The organism is Pseudomonas soli (assembly GCF_900110655.1).
In the GTDB taxonomy this organism is placed as follows: Bacteria; Pseudomonadota; Gammaproteobacteria; order Pseudomonadales; family Pseudomonadaceae; genus Aquipseudomonas; species Aquipseudomonas soli.
Window position 1 is genome coordinate 71304 of sequence record NZ_FOEQ01000012.1, and the last position, 17888, is coordinate 89191.

Annotated in this window: 13 protein-coding genes; 4 read left to right on the plus strand and 9 right to left on the minus strand. The window is 66.6% G+C overall.

Going from position 1 to position 17888, the window contains the following annotated elements:
- Positions 1 to 36 precede the first annotated feature (36 nt).
- Genes cobG through cobJ form a run of 4 tightly spaced genes read left to right on the plus strand, consistent with a single transcriptional unit; the run spans position 37 to position 4400 of the window.
- Complete coding sequence (gene cobG, locus BMY03_RS21540; RefSeq protein WP_094012240.1) at positions 37 to 1362, plus strand: precorrin-3B synthase; 1326 nt, start codon at positions 37 to 39, stop codon at positions 1360 to 1362.
- A complete protein-coding gene (locus tag BMY03_RS21545) occupies positions 1355 to 1981 on the plus strand; it encodes a precorrin-8X methylmutase (RefSeq protein WP_094012241.1) in 627 nt (208 codons plus the stop codon). The genes cobG and BMY03_RS21545 overlap by 8 nt, the downstream gene beginning before the upstream one ends.
- Entirely contained in the window at positions 1981 to 2712 is a 732-nt protein-coding gene (locus BMY03_RS21550; RefSeq protein WP_031316572.1) for a precorrin-2 C(20)-methyltransferase, read from the plus strand. The genes BMY03_RS21545 and BMY03_RS21550 overlap by 1 nt, the downstream gene beginning before the upstream one ends.
- A complete protein-coding gene (cobJ, locus tag BMY03_RS21555; protein WP_094012242.1) occupies positions 2700 to 4400 on the plus strand; it encodes a precorrin-3B C(17)-methyltransferase in 1701 nt (566 codons plus the stop codon). The genes BMY03_RS21550 and cobJ overlap by 13 nt, the downstream gene beginning before the upstream one ends.
- A 12-nt stretch (positions 4401 to 4412) precedes the next feature.
- Here cobJ and BMY03_RS21560 read toward each other — a convergent pair whose 3' ends face one another.
- The 9 genes from BMY03_RS21560 to BMY03_RS21600 all read right to left on the minus strand — a co-directional run bounded on the left by BMY03_RS21560 (position 4413) and on the right by BMY03_RS21600 (position 17882).
- Positions 4413 to 5009, minus strand: a complete 597-nt coding sequence (locus BMY03_RS21560; RefSeq protein ID WP_023633040.1) for a MarC family protein — start codon at positions 5007 to 5009, stop codon at positions 4413 to 4415.
- Between the two features lie 129 nt (positions 5010 to 5138).
- Positions 5139 to 7913, minus strand: a complete 2775-nt coding sequence (locus BMY03_RS21565; protein WP_038706876.1) for a hybrid sensor histidine kinase/response regulator — start codon at positions 7911 to 7913, stop codon at positions 5139 to 5141.
- A 136-nt stretch (positions 7914 to 8049) separates the two neighbouring features.
- Complete coding sequence (purD, locus tag BMY03_RS21570) at positions 8050 to 9342, minus strand: phosphoribosylamine--glycine ligase (protein WP_038706875.1); 1293 nt, start codon at positions 9340 to 9342, stop codon at positions 8050 to 8052.
- A 98-nt stretch (positions 9343 to 9440) separates the two neighbouring features.
- Entirely contained in the window at positions 9441 to 11048 is a 1608-nt protein-coding gene (gene purH / locus BMY03_RS21575) for a bifunctional phosphoribosylaminoimidazolecarboxamide formyltransferase/IMP cyclohydrolase (protein WP_094012243.1), read from the minus strand.
- A 79-nt stretch (positions 11049 to 11127) separates the two neighbouring features.
- Entirely contained in the window at positions 11128 to 11448 is a 321-nt protein-coding gene (gene fis, locus BMY03_RS21580) for a DNA-binding transcriptional regulator Fis (RefSeq protein WP_011535876.1), read from the minus strand.
- Positions 11445 to 12458, minus strand: a complete 1014-nt coding sequence (gene dusB / locus BMY03_RS21585; protein ID WP_038706874.1) for a tRNA dihydrouridine synthase DusB — start codon at positions 12456 to 12458, stop codon at positions 11445 to 11447. Before dusB ends, fis begins: the two co-directional genes overlap by 4 nt.
- 204 nt (positions 12459 to 12662) lie before the next feature.
- Positions 12663 to 13982 carry a DUF3426 domain-containing protein gene (locus tag BMY03_RS21590; RefSeq protein ID WP_094012244.1) on the minus strand — a complete coding sequence of 440 codons (1320 nt, stop codon included), beginning with the start codon at positions 13980 to 13982 and terminating at the stop codon, positions 12663 to 12665.
- Positions 13983 to 14025: 43 nt separating this feature from the next.
- Positions 14026 to 14904 (minus strand): 50S ribosomal protein L11 methyltransferase, encoded by an 879-nt coding sequence (prmA, locus tag BMY03_RS21595; RefSeq protein ID WP_046854052.1) that lies wholly within the window; start codon positions 14902 to 14904, stop codon positions 14026 to 14028.
- A 167-nt stretch (positions 14905 to 15071) separates the two neighbouring features.
- On the minus strand, positions 15072 to 17882 hold the full coding sequence (locus BMY03_RS21600) for an FAD-binding and (Fe-S)-binding domain-containing protein (RefSeq protein ID WP_094012245.1): 2811 nt from the start codon (positions 17880 to 17882) through the stop codon (positions 15072 to 15074).
- Positions 17883 to 17888: the final 6 nt, after the last annotated feature.

The following is a 17888-nucleotide window of genomic DNA, read 5'->3' on the forward strand; positions in this document are numbered from 1 at the left end:
ATACCGCGCCTTCTACACTGAAGCGCACTTTCACGATTGCCGGATGCCCCCTTGACGCCGCCCCTGCCCCCCGAAGTTTCGCCCCGTCCCTCGGCCTGCCCGGGGTTGTGGCGTATCGTCGCCGCGCGCGATGGCGGCATCTGCCGGATCAAGCTGCCCGGTGGCCTGCTGCTGGCCGACCAGGCCGATGCCGTGGCCGACGCCGCCGAGCGTTTTGCCGGAGGCGTGATCGAGGCGACCAACCGGGCCAATCTGCAGATTCGCGGCATCGGTGATGATCACCGGGGCCTGGTCGAGCATCTGCTGGTTGCCGGGCTCGGCCCGCGTGACGCGGCCGGTGATGATGTGCGCAACCTCATGGTCAGCCCATTGGCCGGTCTCGATCCGGCCATGGTGTTCGACACCCGACCGTTGGCCGGGCAGGTTCTCGACCTGCTGGAAAGTACACCCAGGTTCCACAAGCTGTCGGCCAAGTTCGCCATGCAACTCGATGGCGGCGAAGCGCTGGCGATGCTCGAGCACGCCCATGATCTATGGCTGTCCGCGATGCAGCGCGAAGGTCGCATCTGGTTGCGGTTCGGGCTCGCCAGCAGCCTGTCGAATAGCCAGGTGCTGGGCGCGGTGCCGGTGGACCAGGGGCTGGCGTTGGTGCGTGCAGTGCTGGAGCGCTTCCTCGACCTGGCGACGCCCGAGCAGTCGCGCATGCGTCAATTGCTGCAGGTGTGCCCGGTGGAGCACTTCCTTGAAGGGCTGCCCCTGCAAATCGACACCTCATCGCTGGCTTGGCAGCGCCCGGCAACGACAAGTGCCTGGCTTGGCGTGCTGCCCCAGCGCCAGGGCGTGGCCCTGGGCGTCGCGCCACCCCTTGGTCGCCTGACTCCGGCCATGCTGCGCGGCGCCGCCCATGTCGTCCGCCAATGGGGCGATGGCAGCTTGCGCCTGACGCCTTGGCAGAGCCTGGTACTGACCAACCTGAACCCGACCCATGTGCAGCCTGCCCGCGAACACCTTGCGGCCCTGGGCCTGCTGTGCCACAGCGAGCACCCGCTGGCGCGGGTCGTCGCCTGCACTGGCTCCAGCGGCTGCGCCAAGGGCCAGGCCGACACCAAGGCCGATGCCGTGACCCTGGCCGGCTTGCTGCACCACGGCGCCCCAGGCAGCGTGCACCTGTCCGCCTGCCCACGTTCCTGCGCCATGGCCCACACGGCCCCGGCCACCCTGCTGGCCCGCGCCCCGGGCCGCTATGACCTTTACTTGCGCGATGCGCGCCAGCCGGGCTTCGGCAGGCTGCGCGGCGCCGACCTCACCCCAGAAGAAGCAGGCGCCATGCTCGACCTGCCGACGGAGCACCTTGATGATTGACTACATCCGCGATGGTCAGGAGATCTATCGCAATTCCTTCCGCATCATCCGCGAGGAAGCCCGGCTCGAGCGGATCCCCGCCGATCTTGAAAAGCTCGCTGTGCGCGTGATCCATGCCTGCGGCATGGTCGAGGCCATCGATGGCCTGCAGTTTTCCGAAGGCGCCGGCACTGCCGGTCGCGAGGCCCTGGCCAAGGGCGCGCCGATCCTCTGCGACGCGCACATGGTCGCCGAAGGCATCACCCGCGCCCGTCTGCCGGCCAACAACCCGGTGATCTGCACCCTGCGCGACCCGAGCGTGCCGGACCTGGCCAAGGCCGAAGGCAACACCCGTTCCGCCGTGGCCCTGGGGCTGTGGCGTCCGCACCTGGAAGGCAGCGTGGTGGTGATTGGCAACGCGCCGACCGCGCTGTTCTACCTGCTGGAAATGCTCGATGCCGGTGCACCGAAACCGGCGTTGATCCTCGGCTTCCCGGTCGGCTTCGTCGGCGCCGCCGAATCCAAGGCGATGCTCGCCGCCGACAGCCGCGGCGTGCCGTTCGTGATCATGCAGGGCCGCCTGGGCGGCAGCGCGATGGCCGCCGCGGCAGTCAACGCCCTGGCCACGGAGGTGGAATAATGCAGGCACGCGGACGACTGCTGGGCCTGGGCGTGGGCCCAGGCGACCCTGAGCTGATCACGGTCAAGGCCTTGCGCCTGCTGCGCGAGGCTCCGGTGGTGGCGTACTTCGTCGCCAAGGGCAAGCGCGGCAATGCCTTCGGCATCATCGAAGCGCACCTGCAGGCCGAACAGACCCTGTTGCCGCTGGTGTACCCGGTGACCACCGAAGCGCTGCCCGCGCCGCTGTCCTATGAGCAGGTGATCAGCGACTTCTACGACGAAGCCAGCCTGCAGGTGGCCGAACACCTGGATGCCGGCCGTGACGTGGCGGTGATCTGCGAGGGCGACCCGTTCTTCTACGGCTCCTACATGTATCTGCACGACCGCTTGGCCTCGCGCTACGAGGCCCAGGTGATCCCGGGCGTGTGCTCGATGCTCGGCGGCGCCTCGGTGCTCGGAGCGCCGCTGGTGTATCGCAACCAGACCCTCACCGTGCTTTCTGGCGTGTTGCCCCATGAGGAGCTCAAGCGCCGTCTGGCCGATGCCGACGCCGCAGTGATCATGAAACTGGGACGCAACTTCCCCAAGGTGCGCCTGGTGCTCGCCGAACTGGGCATGGATAGCCGTGCGCTGTACGTGGAGCGGGCGACCATGGCCAACCAGAAGATCGTCGCGCTGGACGAGGTCGACCCACAGTCCTCGCCTTACTTCTCGCTGATCATCGTGCCGGGTGAGAAATGGCAGGGATGAACAAGGCTCCGGCAATCGTCATTCTCGGCCCGGGCAGCCTGGCCACCGCGCGGCGTATCCAGGCTTGTTATCCACAGGCGCTGATCCATGGCCTGGAAGGGCGCGTTGAAGGGGCCGACCGCTACTACGCAGCATTTGGCGACACCCTGCGGGCGCTGTACCAGCAGGACACGCCGATCATCGCCCTGTGCGCGGCGGGTATCGTCATTCGCACCCTGGCGCCGCTGTTGAGCGAAAAAGGCGTCGAGCCACCGGTACTGGTTGTGGCCGAGGACGGCAGCGCCGTGGTGCCGCTGCTCGGTGGCCTGGGTGGGGTCAATGTCATGGCCCGAGAGATTGGTGAGGCGCTGGGTGTGAGCGCGGCGATCACCACCAGTGGCGAACTGCGCTTTGGCACCTGCCTGCTCAACCCGCCCGAGGGTTACGCGCTGGGGGACCTGGAGCAGGGCAAGCGCTTCGTCTCCGACCTGCTGGCGGGCGAGACGGTGCGTGTCGAAGGCGACGCGCCGTGGCTCGAACACGCGCAGTTGCCCGCCAGTGACGAGGCGCAACGCACTATCCACGTGGGCAGCGCACTGCGTCCGGCCAGCCGGGACGAACTGCTGATCCATGCGCGTTGCGTGGTGGTGGCGGTCACGGCCGGTAGCGCCGACCTGGTGCACCAAATACGCGAGGAACTGCTGCGGGCGAACATCGCCGAGCCCGCGCTGGCCTGCCTGCTGGCGAGCGAAGCCGAGATGACGGAGCCGGCGCTGCACGAAGCTGCACAGGCACTGAATGTCGCACTGCGCTTCGCCCCGGCTGCCGAAAGCCTGGAGCGGATGCTGGCTGATGCAGTGCCGCAAGCGCGGGTAGGTTCGGCCGTCGGGCTCGCCCACGCCGTTTGCCCGGCACCTGTCGACATCGACCGCGTTGGCCGGCGCCGTGGCCGCCTGGCCGTGATCGGCCTGGGCCCTGGTGCCGCCGAGCTGATGGTACCGGCGGTCAAGGCTGAGCTGGCGCGTGCGCAGGATGTGCTGGGTTACGAAACCTACGTGCGCATGGCCGGCCCCTTCCGCAACGATCAGGTGCTGCATTGCACCGACAACCGCGAAGAGATGCAGCGCGCCCGCCATGCCTTCGAGCTGGCGGCGCAAGGGCGTTCGGTGGTGGTGGTGTCGTCGGGCGATCCGGGCGTGTTCGCCATGGCTGCCGCAGTGCTCGAAGCGCTCCACGAATCCAGTGACCCGGCCTGGCAGCGCGTCGAGCTGGAGATCCTGCCCGGTGTCTCGGCCTCGCTGGCTACCGCAGCCCAGGCAGGGGCGCCACTGGGCCACGACTTCTGCGTGATGTCGCTGTCCGACAACCTCAAGCCCTGGTCGATCATCGAGAAACGCCTCGACCTGGCGGCCCAGGCGGATCTGGTTCTGGCGTTCTACAACCCGATCTCCAAGTCCCGGCCGCATCAGCTGGGCGTGGCGCTGGAGCTGGTACGCCGCCATCGCGACGCAGGCACCCCCGTGGTGCTGGGCCGTGATATCGGCCGGCCAGGGCAGACCCTGCGGGTGGTGACCTTGGGCGAACTGCTGCCGGAGATGGTCGACATGCGCACCATGGTGCTGGTCGGCTCCTCGACCACCTGCACCTTCCCCCGTGCCGATGGCGGCCAGTGGGTGTACACGCCGCGCTGGTACCCCGCCAAGCCCTGAGCGCAGCCGGGGTCAGGGCAGCAGGTAGCCCTTGATCCCGGTGAAGATGATCTGCGCCGCGAGGGCGCAGACGAACAGCCCCATCAGGCGGCTGACGATCTGCAGACCCTGGTCGCCCAGGATCCGTTCGATACGGTGCGAGAGGTACAGCACCAGGCCCACGGTGAAGCTGGCCAGGGCGATGCTGACGATGGCCAGCAGCTTGTCGTCCCAGTGTGGCTGGCCCACGCCCATCACCAGCAGCGCGCCGATGGTGCCGGGGCCGACGGTGAGCGGAATGGTCAGCGGCACGATGGTCACGTCCTGCTGCACGTTGTCGGTCTGCACCGCCGACTTGCCCTGGGCCATGCCCAGCGCGGAGATGAACAGCACCGAGCCTGCGCCGATGCGGAAGGCGTCGGCGGTGATGCCGAATACCCCGAAGATCACCCGCCCGAACAGGTACAGCAGCACGCTGGCGACCAGCGTGGCAATGGCTACCCGCCAGGCCAGTTGCTTGCGCTCCTTGCTGGAGTGGCCGCGGGTCAGGCCGATGAAACATGAGAGCACGAAGAAGGGGCTGTAGAGCACGAGCATTTTCAGGTAGACGCTGAACAACTCATGGAGCATGGCGCTGGGTCCGCGACGGGAATGGGTGGCACCTGTATAGCACGGAACCTGTAGGAGCGGCTTCAACCGCGATCACCCGCGAAGCGGGTGCAAGATTGTGTGGTGGTTGCCTCGCGGCTGAAGCCGCTGCTACAGGATCTGCGTGGTGCCGTCGGACACCACCTGCCGCTGCCCCGCCCAGAACTGCACCAGCTCGCGCAATTGCGACAGCTCCACCGGCTTGGCCATGTGCCCGTCCATGCCGGCCAGGCGCGCGCGTTCCTTGTGCTCGTTGAGGATATGCGCGGTCAATGCCACCACCGGGGTGCGCGGGCGCTGGTTGGCGGTCTCCCAGGCGCGCAGCTGCTGGGTGGCGGAGAAACCGTCGAGCACTGGCATCTCGCAGTCCATCAGTACCAGGTCGTAGTGCTTGGCCTTCATCGCCTGCAGGGCCTCTTCGCCGTTGCTGGCGGTATCCGGCTCGAGGTTGAGCTTGCCGAGCATGCCGCGGATGACCTTGGTCGAGATGCTGTTGTCCTCGGCCACCAGGATGCGGAAGTCGCCGGGCAGGTCCAGCGGCACCGGGGTGCCGACCGGCAGCGGCGGCGCGGCCTGCTCGCGGCCGCGCAGGGCGAGTTCCTCGGCAAGGGTGGTCTTGAGCGTGTAGCCGGCCACCGGCTTGGCCAGGATGCGCTTGACCCCGGCGTTGCGGGCAATGATCTTGCTCGGCGCATTGCTGATACCGGTGAGCATCACCACCAGGATGTCGTGGTTCAGGCTCGGGTCTTCCTTGATCTTCGCCGCCAACTGCATGCCGGTCATGCCGGGCATGTTCTGGTCGAGCAGCACCGCGTCGAAGTAGTCGCGCAGGTGCGCCTTGGTGCGCAGCAAGGCCAGCGCCTCCTTGCCCGACGGCACCGCGCTGACGTTCATGCCCCAGGCGCTGCATTGCTGCACCAGCACCTTGCGGCAGGTGTCGTTGTCGTCCACCACCAGCACCCGGGCGTCGCGCAGCGGGCCGTCGAGGTCGGTGGGCGGCTGCTCCAGGCGCAGCGGGTCGAGCGGCAGGGTCAGCCACAGGGTGTTGCCCATGCTGGTGCTGGTCTTGATGCCGAACTCGCCCTGCATCAGGCCGATCAGTTGCTTGGCGATCACCAGGCCCAGGTGGCCACCGAGCTTGTTGCTGGAGAGGAAGTGGCGGCTGTGCAGCTCGGCCTGCAGCAAGGCGTCGCGCTCGGCCGGCGGCATGGGCTCGCCGCTGTCCTGCACTGCGATGCGCAGGCGCGGGCTGTCGCCACGCTGGTCGAGGGCCACCACCAGCAGGATCTCGCCCTGGGTGGTGTTCTTCAGGGCGTTGTCCAGCAGGCTCGACAAGGCCTGGCGCAGGCGCGTCGGGTCGCCGCTGACCACTCGCGGCACTTGTGGCTGGGTGAAGCTGATCAGCTCGATGTTCTGCTGTTCGGCCTTGGCCCGGAAGATGTTCAGGCAGTCCTCGATCAGGGCGTTGAGGTCGAACTGCACATCGTCCAGTTCGATCTGCCGCGACTCGAGCTTGGAGATGTCGAGGATTTCGTTGATCAGGGTGAGCAGTTCGTTGCCGGCGCTGTGGATGGTCTGCACATAGTCGCGCTGCTTGACCGACAGCGGCGTGCCGAGCAGCAGCTCGGTCATGCCCAGCACGCCGTTCATGGGGGTGCGGATCTCATGGCTGATCTTGGCCAGGAACTCGGCCTTGGCGTTGATCTCGGCGTCGCTGGCGGCCAGGGCGCGGCTGGCGCGGAAGCGCTCCTCGCTGATCCGGCGCAGGCGCTCGCTGACCGCGAGGTTGAGCAGCAGGCCGCTGACCACGGTCAGCGCCATGAGGATGCACAACAACCAGGGCGTGGAGGTGCGGGTGAGGCCCAGCAGGGCCGGTAGCAGCACCAGGCCGCCGAGGTTGAACACCAGCATCGCCACGGCGAACAGGCGCGCCGGGCCGTAGCCCTTGTACCAGTGATAGCCGCTGACCAGCAGCATGCTCACGCTGCCCAGGGCGAGCAGGGCATAGGTCATCAGGTTCAGCGGCAGCGTATCGACGAACAGCAGCACCAGGCCGCTGACGGCGGCCACCAGCATCTCCATGTGCAGCAGGCGGTTGAGCCGCGCCGAACTGCAGGGGGAGAAGAAATGCAGGGTGAAATACAATCCGGCCAGGCCAGCCAGTACCAGGGTCAGGTAGGCTGCCGGGGTCTGCGCGCTGTGCCACAGGTGCCACCAGGGGCCACTGAGGTTGAGCAGGATCAGCGCGCTGAGCAGCATCAGGCCGTGGTACAGCGCCAGCACCAGCGTGGTGCTGGAGCGTGTGTAGCCGAAGCGGATCAGGTTGTGCAGGATCAGCATGGCCAGCCCCCCGAACAGCAGGCCGAACAGCAGCGACTGGCGCTGGTCGGCAGCAGCGTGGGCGGTGGTCTCGACAGTGATGGCCGGGCGCAGCTGGTGTTCGGAAACCAGCCGCAGGTAGATATCCAGCGGTTGGTTGCTGTGCGGCAGTGGCAGCACGTGGTCCCTGCCGCGCAGGGTCGGGCTCAGGCCATCACCCTGCCGGCCATGGTGCAGCTGGCGCAGCAGTTTGCCGCCTTCCAGGGCGTAGAGGTCCAGGCGTGACAGGTCGGGGGCGAAAATGCGTACCAGTTGTTCCTGGTCGCTCGGATCCAGGCGGTAGTGCAACCACAGGGCCTGGTCGGGGAGGGCGGCATCCAGTTCTTCGAGGGCCAATGGGCTGAACTGGTTGCGGTAGCGTTCGGAGCGCACGTCGGACAGCTGCAGGTTGGCCTGTTCATCGAGCAGCGCCGACCAGCCCGCGGCCTGTTCGGCGTGTGCCGGGAGCAGGCAGAGCAGGGTCAGCAGGCTGACGATCAGGGCTATGGCAATCCGAAGCCGACGCACGACGAAATCCCTTCTTAGCTAATGTGCCGGATATCCACTATGCGCGGCGCGCCAAGGCGAAGGCAAGGCCCCGGCGGGGCCTTGACGACGAGCCGAAGGCCGTGCGCCGGGAACGGCACGACCGTTGGCTGCACTTTTACTGCTGCTCACCGCGCTCGCGGGCGATGGCCCGGTAGCCGATGTCGTTGCGGTAGAAGCTGGCGTCCCACTTGACCTGCTCGGCCAAGCGGTAGGCCTGCTGCTGGGCGGCTTCGACGGTGTCGCCCATGGCGGTGGCGCACAGTACGCGGCCACCGGCGGTGACCACCTGGCCGTCCTTCAGCGCGGTGCCGGCGTGGAACACTTTGCCTTCAAGCTTGGCGGCCGCGTCGAGGCCGCTGATCACGGCGCCTTTGGCGTAGTCGCCCGGGTAGCCACCGGCGGCCAGCACCACGCCCAGGCTAGGACGCGGATCCCACTGCGCCTCGACCTTGTCCAGGGCCTTGGCGAAGGCGGCTTCGATCAGCAGTACCAGGCTCGACTCCAGGCGCAGCATGACCGGCTGGGTTTCCGGGTCGCCGAAGCGGCAGTTGAACTCGATGACCTTGGGGTTGCCTGCCTTGTCGATCATCAGGCCGGCATACAGGAAGCCGGTGTAGACGTTGCCTTCCTCGGCCATGCCGCGCACGGTTGGCCAGATCACTTGGTCCATCACGCGCTGGTGCACGTCGGCGGTGACCACGGGGGCAGGGGAGTAGGCACCCATGCCGCCGGTGTTCGGGCCGGTATCCTGGTTGCCGACACGCTTGTGGTCCTGGCTGGTGGCCATGGGCAGCACGTTGTGGCCGTCGACCATGACGATGAAGCTGGCTTCTTCGCCGTCGAGGAACTCTTCGATCACCACGCGCGAACCGGCTTCACCGAAGGCGTTGCCGGCGAGCATGTCGCGCACGGCGTCTTCGGCTTCCTGCAAGGTCATGGCGACGATTACACCTTTACCGGCGGCCAGGCCGTCGGCCTTGATCACGATCGGCGCACCTTTTTCACGCAGGTAGGCCAGGGCCGGCTCGATCTCGGTGAAGTTCTGGTAGTCGGCAGTCGGGATCTTGTGGCGGGCCAGGAAGTCCTTGGTGAAGGCCTTGGAGCCTTCTAGCTGGGCCGCGCCCTTGGTCGGGCCGAAGCAGTCCAGGCCGCGGCTGCGGAACAGGTCCACGACACCGATCACCAGCGGCGCTTCCGGGCCGACGATGGTCAGGTCGACGTTCTTCTCGGCGAAGTCGGCCAGTTGCTCCAGGGCGGTGACGTCGATGGCGACGTTCTCGCACTTGGCTTCGCTGGCGGTGCCGGCGTTACCTGGCGCCACGAAGATTTTCTCGACCCGTGGGTCCTGGGCGACTTTCCAGGCCAGGGCGTGTTCGCGACCGCCGCTGCCGATGATCAAAACTTTCATGTCAAAACCTCGAAATCTGTCGAACGAGAGGCAGCACCCCTCGCTGTACGAGGTCGCACTGAAGCAGATGCCTGCTTCAGTGCGGCCGATTGCCATAATCAGTGGCGGAAGTGGCGCATGCCGGTGAATACCATGGCGATACCGGCTTCGTCGGCAGCGGCGATGACTTCGGCATCACGCATCGAACCACCTGGCTGGATCACCGCGCTGATACCCACTTTAGCCGCGTTGTCGATGCCATCACGGAACGGGAAGAACGCATCCGAAGCCATTACCGCGCCCTGCACTTGCAGGCCGGCATGTTCGGCCTTGATCGCGGCGATGCGCGCGGAGTTGACGCGGCTCATCTGGCCGGCGCCGACGCCGATGGTCTGGCGCTGCTTGGCGTAGACGATGGCGTTGGACTTGACGAACTTGGCCACTTTCCAGGCAAACACCAAGTCGTGGATTTCCTGCTCGGTCGGCGCACGCTTGGTGACGATCTTCAGGTCGTCGGCAGTGATCATGCCGATATCGCGGCTCTGCACCAGCAGGCCACCGTTGACGCGCTTGAAGTCCCAACCGGCGGCGCGCTCGGCTGGCCACTCGCCGCACTCCAGCAGACGCACGTTCTGCTTGGCGGCCACGACTTCGCGGGCGGCCTGGGAGATTTTCGGGGCAATGATCACTTCGACGAACTGGCGCTCGACGATGGCTTTGGCGGTTTCGCCGTCCAGCTCGCGGTTGAAGGCGATGATGCCGCCGAATGCCGACTCGGTGTCGGTAGCGTAGGCCAGGTCGTAGGCCTTGCGGATACCGCCTTCGTCTTCAGGCACCACGGCCACGCCGCACGGGTTGGCGTGCTTGACGATCACGCAGGCCGGCTTGACGAAGCTCTTCACGCACTCCAGCGCGGCGTCGGTATCGGCCACGTTGTTGAACGACAGCTCCTTGCCTTGCAGCTGGATGGCGGTGGAAATGCTGGCCTCGCCCTTCTTGGCCTCGACGTAGAACGCCGCGCTCTGGTGCGGGTTCTCGCCGTAGCGCATTTCCTGGGACTTGACGAACTGGCTGTTGAAGGTGCGCGGGAACTCGCTGCGATCTTCGGTGGACAGGGTGTCCTTGGCCTGGTCGATGGTGCCCATGTAGTTGGCGATCATGCCGTCGTAGGCGGCGGTGTGCTCGAAGGCCTTGAGCATCAGGTCGAAGCGCTGGGCGTAGGTCAGGCCGCCGGCTTTCAGGCCTTCGACAATGCCGGCGTAATCGCTGGCGTTGACCACGATGGCCACGTCCTTGTGGTTCTTCGCCGCGGAACGGACCATGGTCGGGCCGCCGATGTCGATGTTCTCGATGGCTGTCGGCAGGTCGCAGCCCGGCTTGCTGATGGTGGCTTCGAACGGGTACAAGTTGACCGCGACCAGGTCGATCGGCTTGATGCCATGCTCGTTCATGATGGCGTCGTCGGTGCCGCGACGGCCCAGGATGCCGCCGTGGATCTTCGGATGCAGGGTCTTGACCCGGCCGTCCATCATTTCGGCGAAGCCGGTGTAGTCGGCCACTTCCACCGCGTTGACGCCGTTGTCCTTGAGCAGCTTGTAGGTGCCGCCGGTGGACAGGATCTCGACACCGAGCTGTTGCAGCTCCCGGGCGAATTCGAGGATACCGGTCTTGTCGGAGACGCTGATCAGGGCGCGGCGGATCGGCAGGCGGGTAGTCTGGTCGGTCATTTCAGATTCCATAACGCGGTGGAGTCAGCAAAAAAGGCGCCTTTTTGCATGAGCGCCTTTTCTGGTTGGGGTTCTGGCCTTACAACAGATCGTACTGCTTGAGCTTCTTGCGCAGCGTGCCTCGGTTGAGCCCGAGCATCTCGCTGGCTTTGGTCTGGTTGCCCTTTACGTAGTTCATCACGCATTCGAGCAGCGGCGCCTCGACTTCCGAGAGCACCAGGTTGTACACGTCCGTGACGGTAGCGCCTTCCAGGTGGGCGAAGTAGTTGTGCAGCGCCTTCTCGACGCTGTCGCGCAGGGTCTGGCCCTCCTCGCTCGGCGTGTTCAGGTGCTGCTTGAGGTTGGCGTTGTCGCTCACGGGCGTTGTTCCACTCACTAATGTCTCGGTCATCATCGTCATGCGGCCACCCCTTGTTCGTCCTCTGTCCCAAGGCTCTGTCGACGTTCGGCAAAATAAGCCTGAACGTTGGCGCACTGCGCTTGTGTGTCTTGCAAAGCGTTGAACTGGCTGCGGAACTCCTTGCCGCCAGGTCGGGTTGCCAGATACCAGCCAACGTGCTTGCGGGCGATCCGCACGCCCATCACATCGCCATAGAAGGCATGCAGCGCGGCCAGGTGTTCCAGCAGAATGCGTTCCACTTCGTCCAGCGCCGGGGTGGGCAGGTGCTCGCCCGTGCGCAGGTAATGCTCGATCTCGCGGAAAATCCACGGCCGCCCTTGGGCGGCACGGCCGATCAGCAGGCCGTCGGCGCCGGTGGCATGCAGCACCGCCCGGGCCTTTTCCGGCGAAGTGATGTCGCCGTTGGCGAAAACCGGGATCGACACCGCCTGCTTGATCGCGGCGATGGTGTCGTACTCGGCGTCACCGGTGTACAGGTCGGCGCGTGTGCGGCCATGCACCGCCAGCGCCTGGATGCCGGCCTGTTCGGCGATCTTCGCCACGTTCAGGCCGTTCTTGCTTGCCCGGTCCCAGCCGGTGCGGATCTTCAGCGTCACCGGCACGTCCACGGCGCCGACGACGGCGTGGAGGATTTCGGTGACCAAGGCTTCATCTCTCAATAAAGCAGAGCCTGCGGCCTTGTTGCAGACTTTTTTCGCCGGGCAACCCATGTTGATGTCGATGATCTGCGCGCCGGCCTCGACATTGGCCCGGGCCGCCTCGGCCATCATCTGCGCATCGCCGCCGGCGATCTGCACCGAGCGTGGCTCGGGATCGCTTTCATGTATGCGGCGCAGGCTCGACTTGCGGCTATTCCACAGACGCATGTCGCTGGAGACCATCTCCGAGACCACCATGCCCGCTCCCAGACGCTTGCACAGGGTACGGAAAGGTTGGTCCGTGACGCCGGCCATCGGGGCCAGGATCAGGTTGTTCTGCAGTGTGTAAGGGCCGATGCGTACCGCCGACATAGGTGTTCCCTGTTGTGGGGCCGAATCATTGGAGTCGAAAAAGGGATGGCATGATACCCGCTCTCGATGACCGGATAAAGATGAATCTGGATAAAATCTGAACAGTTGCGGCGTTATGACATCCAGTGCCAAGCGGCAAGCTTCAAGCTGCAAGAGGGCTGCGGACAGGCATTTACCTGCGGTGTGAAGCTTGCCGCCTGTCGCTTACTCCGGCGAACGGAAGCTCAGGCTGTAGTTCACCGCCTTCGGCCCAGGGTCGAGGATGTCCAGGGCGATGTGGATCGGCGTCTGGCTGGGCATCTCGCCGCGCCCGGCCAGCTCGCCCGACAGGTACTCGCTTGGTTTGAAGCGCCGGCTGGCGATCAGCTGGCCGTTGAGGTCGGCGAAGCGCAATTCGAGAAGGGGGAAGGGCTGGGCGAAGGGCGCGCGGTTGTAGATGATCGCGTCGACGATCAGCGCCCCTTTGAAGTCCGGGTGGCTGCGCACTACCAGATTGCTGCTTTTGATCCGCGAGATGTCTACGCGGGTCGGCACCTGGCAGCCGAACATCGGGCACAGCTGCTGGAACCAAGGGCGATACTGGTCCTGGCGGGCCATTTCGTCGAAGTGGAACCAGACGTACTGGAATGCCAGCAGGCCCGCGGCCAGCAGTGTCAGGAAACCCCACAGCAGGCGTTTGCCCCAGTTCGGGGCGGGCTTTTCCCAGCCCAGCTGCAACGGGTCGTCGACCACGTCGACCAGCGGCTCCTTGCGCGCGCGTTCGGGCTTGGCGGCCAGGCTCGGTTCCAGGCGTTGCCCGGGATGTTCTTCGGGGTCATAGTCGCGGGCCGAGAACGGCGCGCTGTGCACCTCGTCGTCAAGCGCCGAAAGGCCCTTCTCCGGCAAGGGTTCGTCGTGGTTGGGCAACTGCCGCGAGGGTTCGTCGAGTGGCTGATTGCGCACTGGAGGCTCATCGTCCAGCTCGAGGCTGGTCGCGCCGAGGGTAGGCTCGGTGCGCTCGTCGTCGGCCGGCGCCAGGTCCAGCGGCTCCTGCTCGACCAGCATCGGTGCGTCCTCGCGCTCCTGCGCAGGCTCACGGTCGCCGTCAGTGGCGGTGCCGAACGGTTCATCGCCAGGCCCATCGCCGAGCTGATCGTCGCGGCGGGCCTGGAGCATGCCTTTGGCCGGGGCGGCGCGCCGATCACCCGGGCTGCGCCGTTCAAGGCGCGCCAGCTCCTGGTCGAGATCGAGGGCATCCAGTTCCTCGGCCGTGACCGTCCAGTTGTCCTCGCTCGGTGCCGGCGGGGCGGCCTCCGGTTGCACGGCTGCGGGCGCTGGCACGGCCGGCTCGGCTGCCGGCGCCGGCGCACGGGTGTCGCCTTCGCCAGCCGCGGCGCGGTTCTGCTCCAGCAGTTGTTTCGCCGCGTTGAACACCTGCAGGCATTGGCCGCAGCGCACCACGCCGCGGGCCACGCTCAACTGGTGATGGGTGACGCGAAAGCTGGTCTGGCAATGCGGGCACTGGGTGACGAAACTGTCGGTCATGCGGCTGTCCGGGAAGCTGTGCAGGAGTTGAGTCTAGGCGCGCTTAGCGGCGGCGACCACTGATACGTACCCAGCCGTCGCGTACGACGATCGGGTCCAGGTCGAAGTCGGCGGCATAGGCGGCGGCCACTTCCTCACCCTGTTCGGCGAGGATGCCCGACAGCGCCAGCAGGCCGCCGGGGCGAACCAGGCCGGATAGCTGCGGCGCCAGCGATACCAGCGGGCCGGCCAGGATGTTGGCGACCAGCACGTCGGCCTGCATGGCCGGCATCTGCTCGGGCAGGTACAGGTCGAACGTGTCGTCGGCAATGCCGTTGCGCTGGGCGTTGTCACGGGAGGCCTCGATAGCCTGCACGTCGATGTCGGTGCCGACCGCGTGGCGGGCGCCGAGCAGCAGCGCGGCAATGGCCAGGATGCCCGAGCCGCAGCCGAAGTCGAGCACTTGCGTGCCTTGCAGCTGCTGGCCGTCGAGCCATTCCAGGCACAGCGCGGTGGTCGGGTGGGTACCCGTGCCAAAGGCCAGGCCCGGGTCGAGCAGCAGGTTCACCGCGTCCTTTTCCGGGGCTTCGTGCCAGCTTGGCACGATCCACAGGCGCTGGCCGAAGCGCATCGGCTGGAAGTTGTCCATCCAGCTGCGCTCCCAGTCCTGGTCCTCGATCACCTCGGCGTGGTACTCGGGCAGCTCGGCGCCGGTCAGCAGGCGCAGGTGGGCGAACACCTGCTCGGGCTCGGCATCGGCCTCGAACAGCGCCAGCAGGTGCGTGTGCGACCACAGCGGGGTGGTGTTGAGGTCCGGTTCGAAGATCGGCTGGTCTTCTGCGTCCATGAAGGTCACCGAGACGGCGCCCACTTCAAGCAGGGCGTCTTCGTAGGTTTCGGCTTGTTCCGGGCTGATGGCCAGGCGTACTTGCAGCCAGGGCATGGCGGGCACCTTTGGTAAATCGACAGGGGCAGCCCGAGGCTGCGCGAAAAGGCCGCCAGTTTACTTGAGTGCGTGGGGTTTGTGCAGGACGCAGTTGTGCTGGCGGCTTTGCCGGCGCCATCGCGGGGCTGGCCCGCTCCCACCAGAGAGCGGGGCTGCCTTGCGGTTCAGAGACTGCGCGCCCGCGTCACCCGGTCCACCAGGTACACAAGCCCGTGATAATCGATGCCACTGTGGCTCGACAGGCCGATCTCGCAGGTGCGGCTGGTGGAGATCCCCTCGCTGCAATACTGCACCGCGTCCTTGAGGGTACGCAGCGAATGGGCGTTGAGCTCCGGTGTGGTGAAGCCCTTGTCGCCGGCGAAGCCGCAGCAATGGATGCCTTCGGGGATCACCACCTGCTTGCTGCAGCGCCGCGCCAGGTCGATCAGCGCCTGGCTTTCGCCCAGGTGCTGGGTGCTGCAGGTCACGTGCACCGCCACGGGCTCGTCCTGGGGGGTGAACTCCAGCTTGTCGACCAGGTGGGTGCGGATGAAGCGCACCGGGTCGTACAGGTCCAGCCGCGATTCGCCCAGGTCCTGCACCAGGCGCAGGGTGCAGGGGCTGGTGTCGCAGTAGATCGGGTCAAGGCCGCCGCGGCTGGCGTGCAGCAGTGCGTTGATCAGTTCCTGGCGCTTGTGCTCGGCCTGCTCGGGGTAGCCCTTGGAGGCGAACGGCTGGCCGCAGCACAGACTGTCGGCGTTGTCCGGGAACACTACCTGGTAGCCGGCCTTCTCCAGCAGGGCACGGGTCTTGTCCAGCAGCGAACTCTGCTCGCGGTCGGCATAGGCCGGGCCCATCACCCGCGAAACACAGGCGGCCAGGTAGACCACGCGAGGGCGGGCGTCGTGGCTCGCGGTGCTGAGCTCGACGGCCCGCAGCGGCTGCGGCATGGCGGGGGTCCACTGCGGCAGGCGGCCTTTGCTGGCCTTGCTCAGGCGGGCGCTGAGCCGGCTCATGCGCGGGGCGCCGAGCAGCTTGCGCGCGCCATTGGCGGCGGCCAGCGTGAATCGCGCGCCGCGCAAGGTGGCGTGAAAATGCTCGGCCAGCCAGTCGGCGGCCTTGCCGTGCTCGGCCGCCTGACCGCGCAGCTTCTTCACCAGCTCGCCGGTGTTGATGCCCACCGGGCAGCGCTGGGCGCACAGGCCGGTGGCGGCGCAGGTGTCGATGCCCTGGTACTGGTAGGTGCGCAGCAGTTCGCGGGTATCAACGCCGGCGCGTTTCTTCGCCTGGATGTCGCGCCACATGACGATGCGCTGGCGCGGGCTCAAGGTAAGGCCTTTTGACGGACACACCGGCTCGCAGAAACCGCACTCGATGCACTTGTCGACGATCTCGTCGGCGGCCGGCAGCGGCTTGAGGTTCTTCAGGTGGATGTCGGGGTCCTCGCTCAGCACCACATCGGGGTTGAGGATGCCGTTGGGGTCGAGCAGGCGCTTGAGCTTCCACATCAGCTGGTAGGCGTCATGCCCCCATTCCAGTTCGACGAAGGGCGCCATGTTGCGCCCGGTGCCGTGCTCGGCCTTGAGCGAGCCGCCGAATTCCACTGCCACCAGCTGCGCCACGTCGTCCATGAAGGCCTGGTAGCGCGCCACTTCCTCGGCGCTGTTGAAGCCCTGGGTGAAGACGAAGTGCAGGTTGCCTTCCAGGGCGTGGCCGAAAATGATCGCCTCGTCGTAGCGGTGCTTGTCGAACAGCTGGATCAGGCGGTTGACGCCTTCGGCCAGTTGCTCGATGGGGAAGGTCACGTCCTCGATGATCACCGTGGTGCCGGTCTGGCGCACGGCGCCGACGGCGGGGAAGGTATCCTTGCGGATCTTCCACAGCTGGTTGTACACCGCCGGGTCTTCGCTGAACGCGACCTTCTGCTCCAGCGGGTAGTCGTCGATGGACGCCATCACCTGCTCGAGCTGCTCGTGCAGCAGGCTCTGGCTGGCGGCGCGGCACTCGATCAGCAGGGCGCAGGCGTTGGCCGACAGGTCCTTGACCCACGCCGGCATGCCCGGCATCTCCTGCACCGAGCGCAGGCTGCGGCGGTCGAGCAGCTCCACGGCGGAGACTGGCTGGCGCTTGAGCACGGTCACGGCGCGGCAGCAGCTTTCGACGCTGGGGAACACCAGCAGCGCGCTGGCCTTGTGCGGGTGGTCGGGCACGGTGTTGTAGGTGACGGCGCTGATGAAACCAAGGGTGCCTTCGGAACCGACCAGCAGGTGCTGGAGGATATCGAGCGGCTGGTCATAGTCCACCAGTGCGTTGAGTGATAGCCCCGTGGTGTTTTTCAGCCGGTACTTGTGCCGGATGCGCTCAGCCAGCGCGGTGTTGGTGCGGGTCTCGCGGCCAAGGCGGGCCAGTTCGTCCAGGAGGCCGGCGTGGCTGTGCTCAAAGGCGGCGACGCTGGCCGGGTCCTCGCTGTCCAGGCGAGTGCCGTCGGCCAGCACCAGGCGCAGACCGGCGAGGGTGTGATAGGTGTTCTGCGCGGTGCCGCAGCACATGCCGCTGGCATTGTTGGCGACGATGCCGCCGATCTTGCAGGCGTTGATCGATGCCGGGTCCGGGCCGATCTTGCGCCCATAGGGGGCCAGCCAGGCATTGGCCTGGGCGCCGATCACGCCGGGCTGTAGTCGGATCTGCCCGCCCTGGTGGCGAATCTCCCGGCCATTCCAGTTGTCGCCGAGCACGATCAGCACCGAGTCGCTGATGGCCTGGCCGGACAGGCTGGTGCCGGCGGCGCGGAAGGTCACCGGCACCCGGTCGCGATGGGCCAGCTGGATCAGCGCGACCACTTCGTTCTCGGACTCCACGCGCAGCACCAGCTTGGGGATCAGCCGGTAGAAGCTGGCGTCGGTGCCGAAGGCCAGGGTCGAGGTCGGGTCGTCGAAGCGGCGTTCGGCGGGGATCAGGCGCTCGGCATCACGCAGGAACGCGGCGGGCAGGCTCATGCAGTC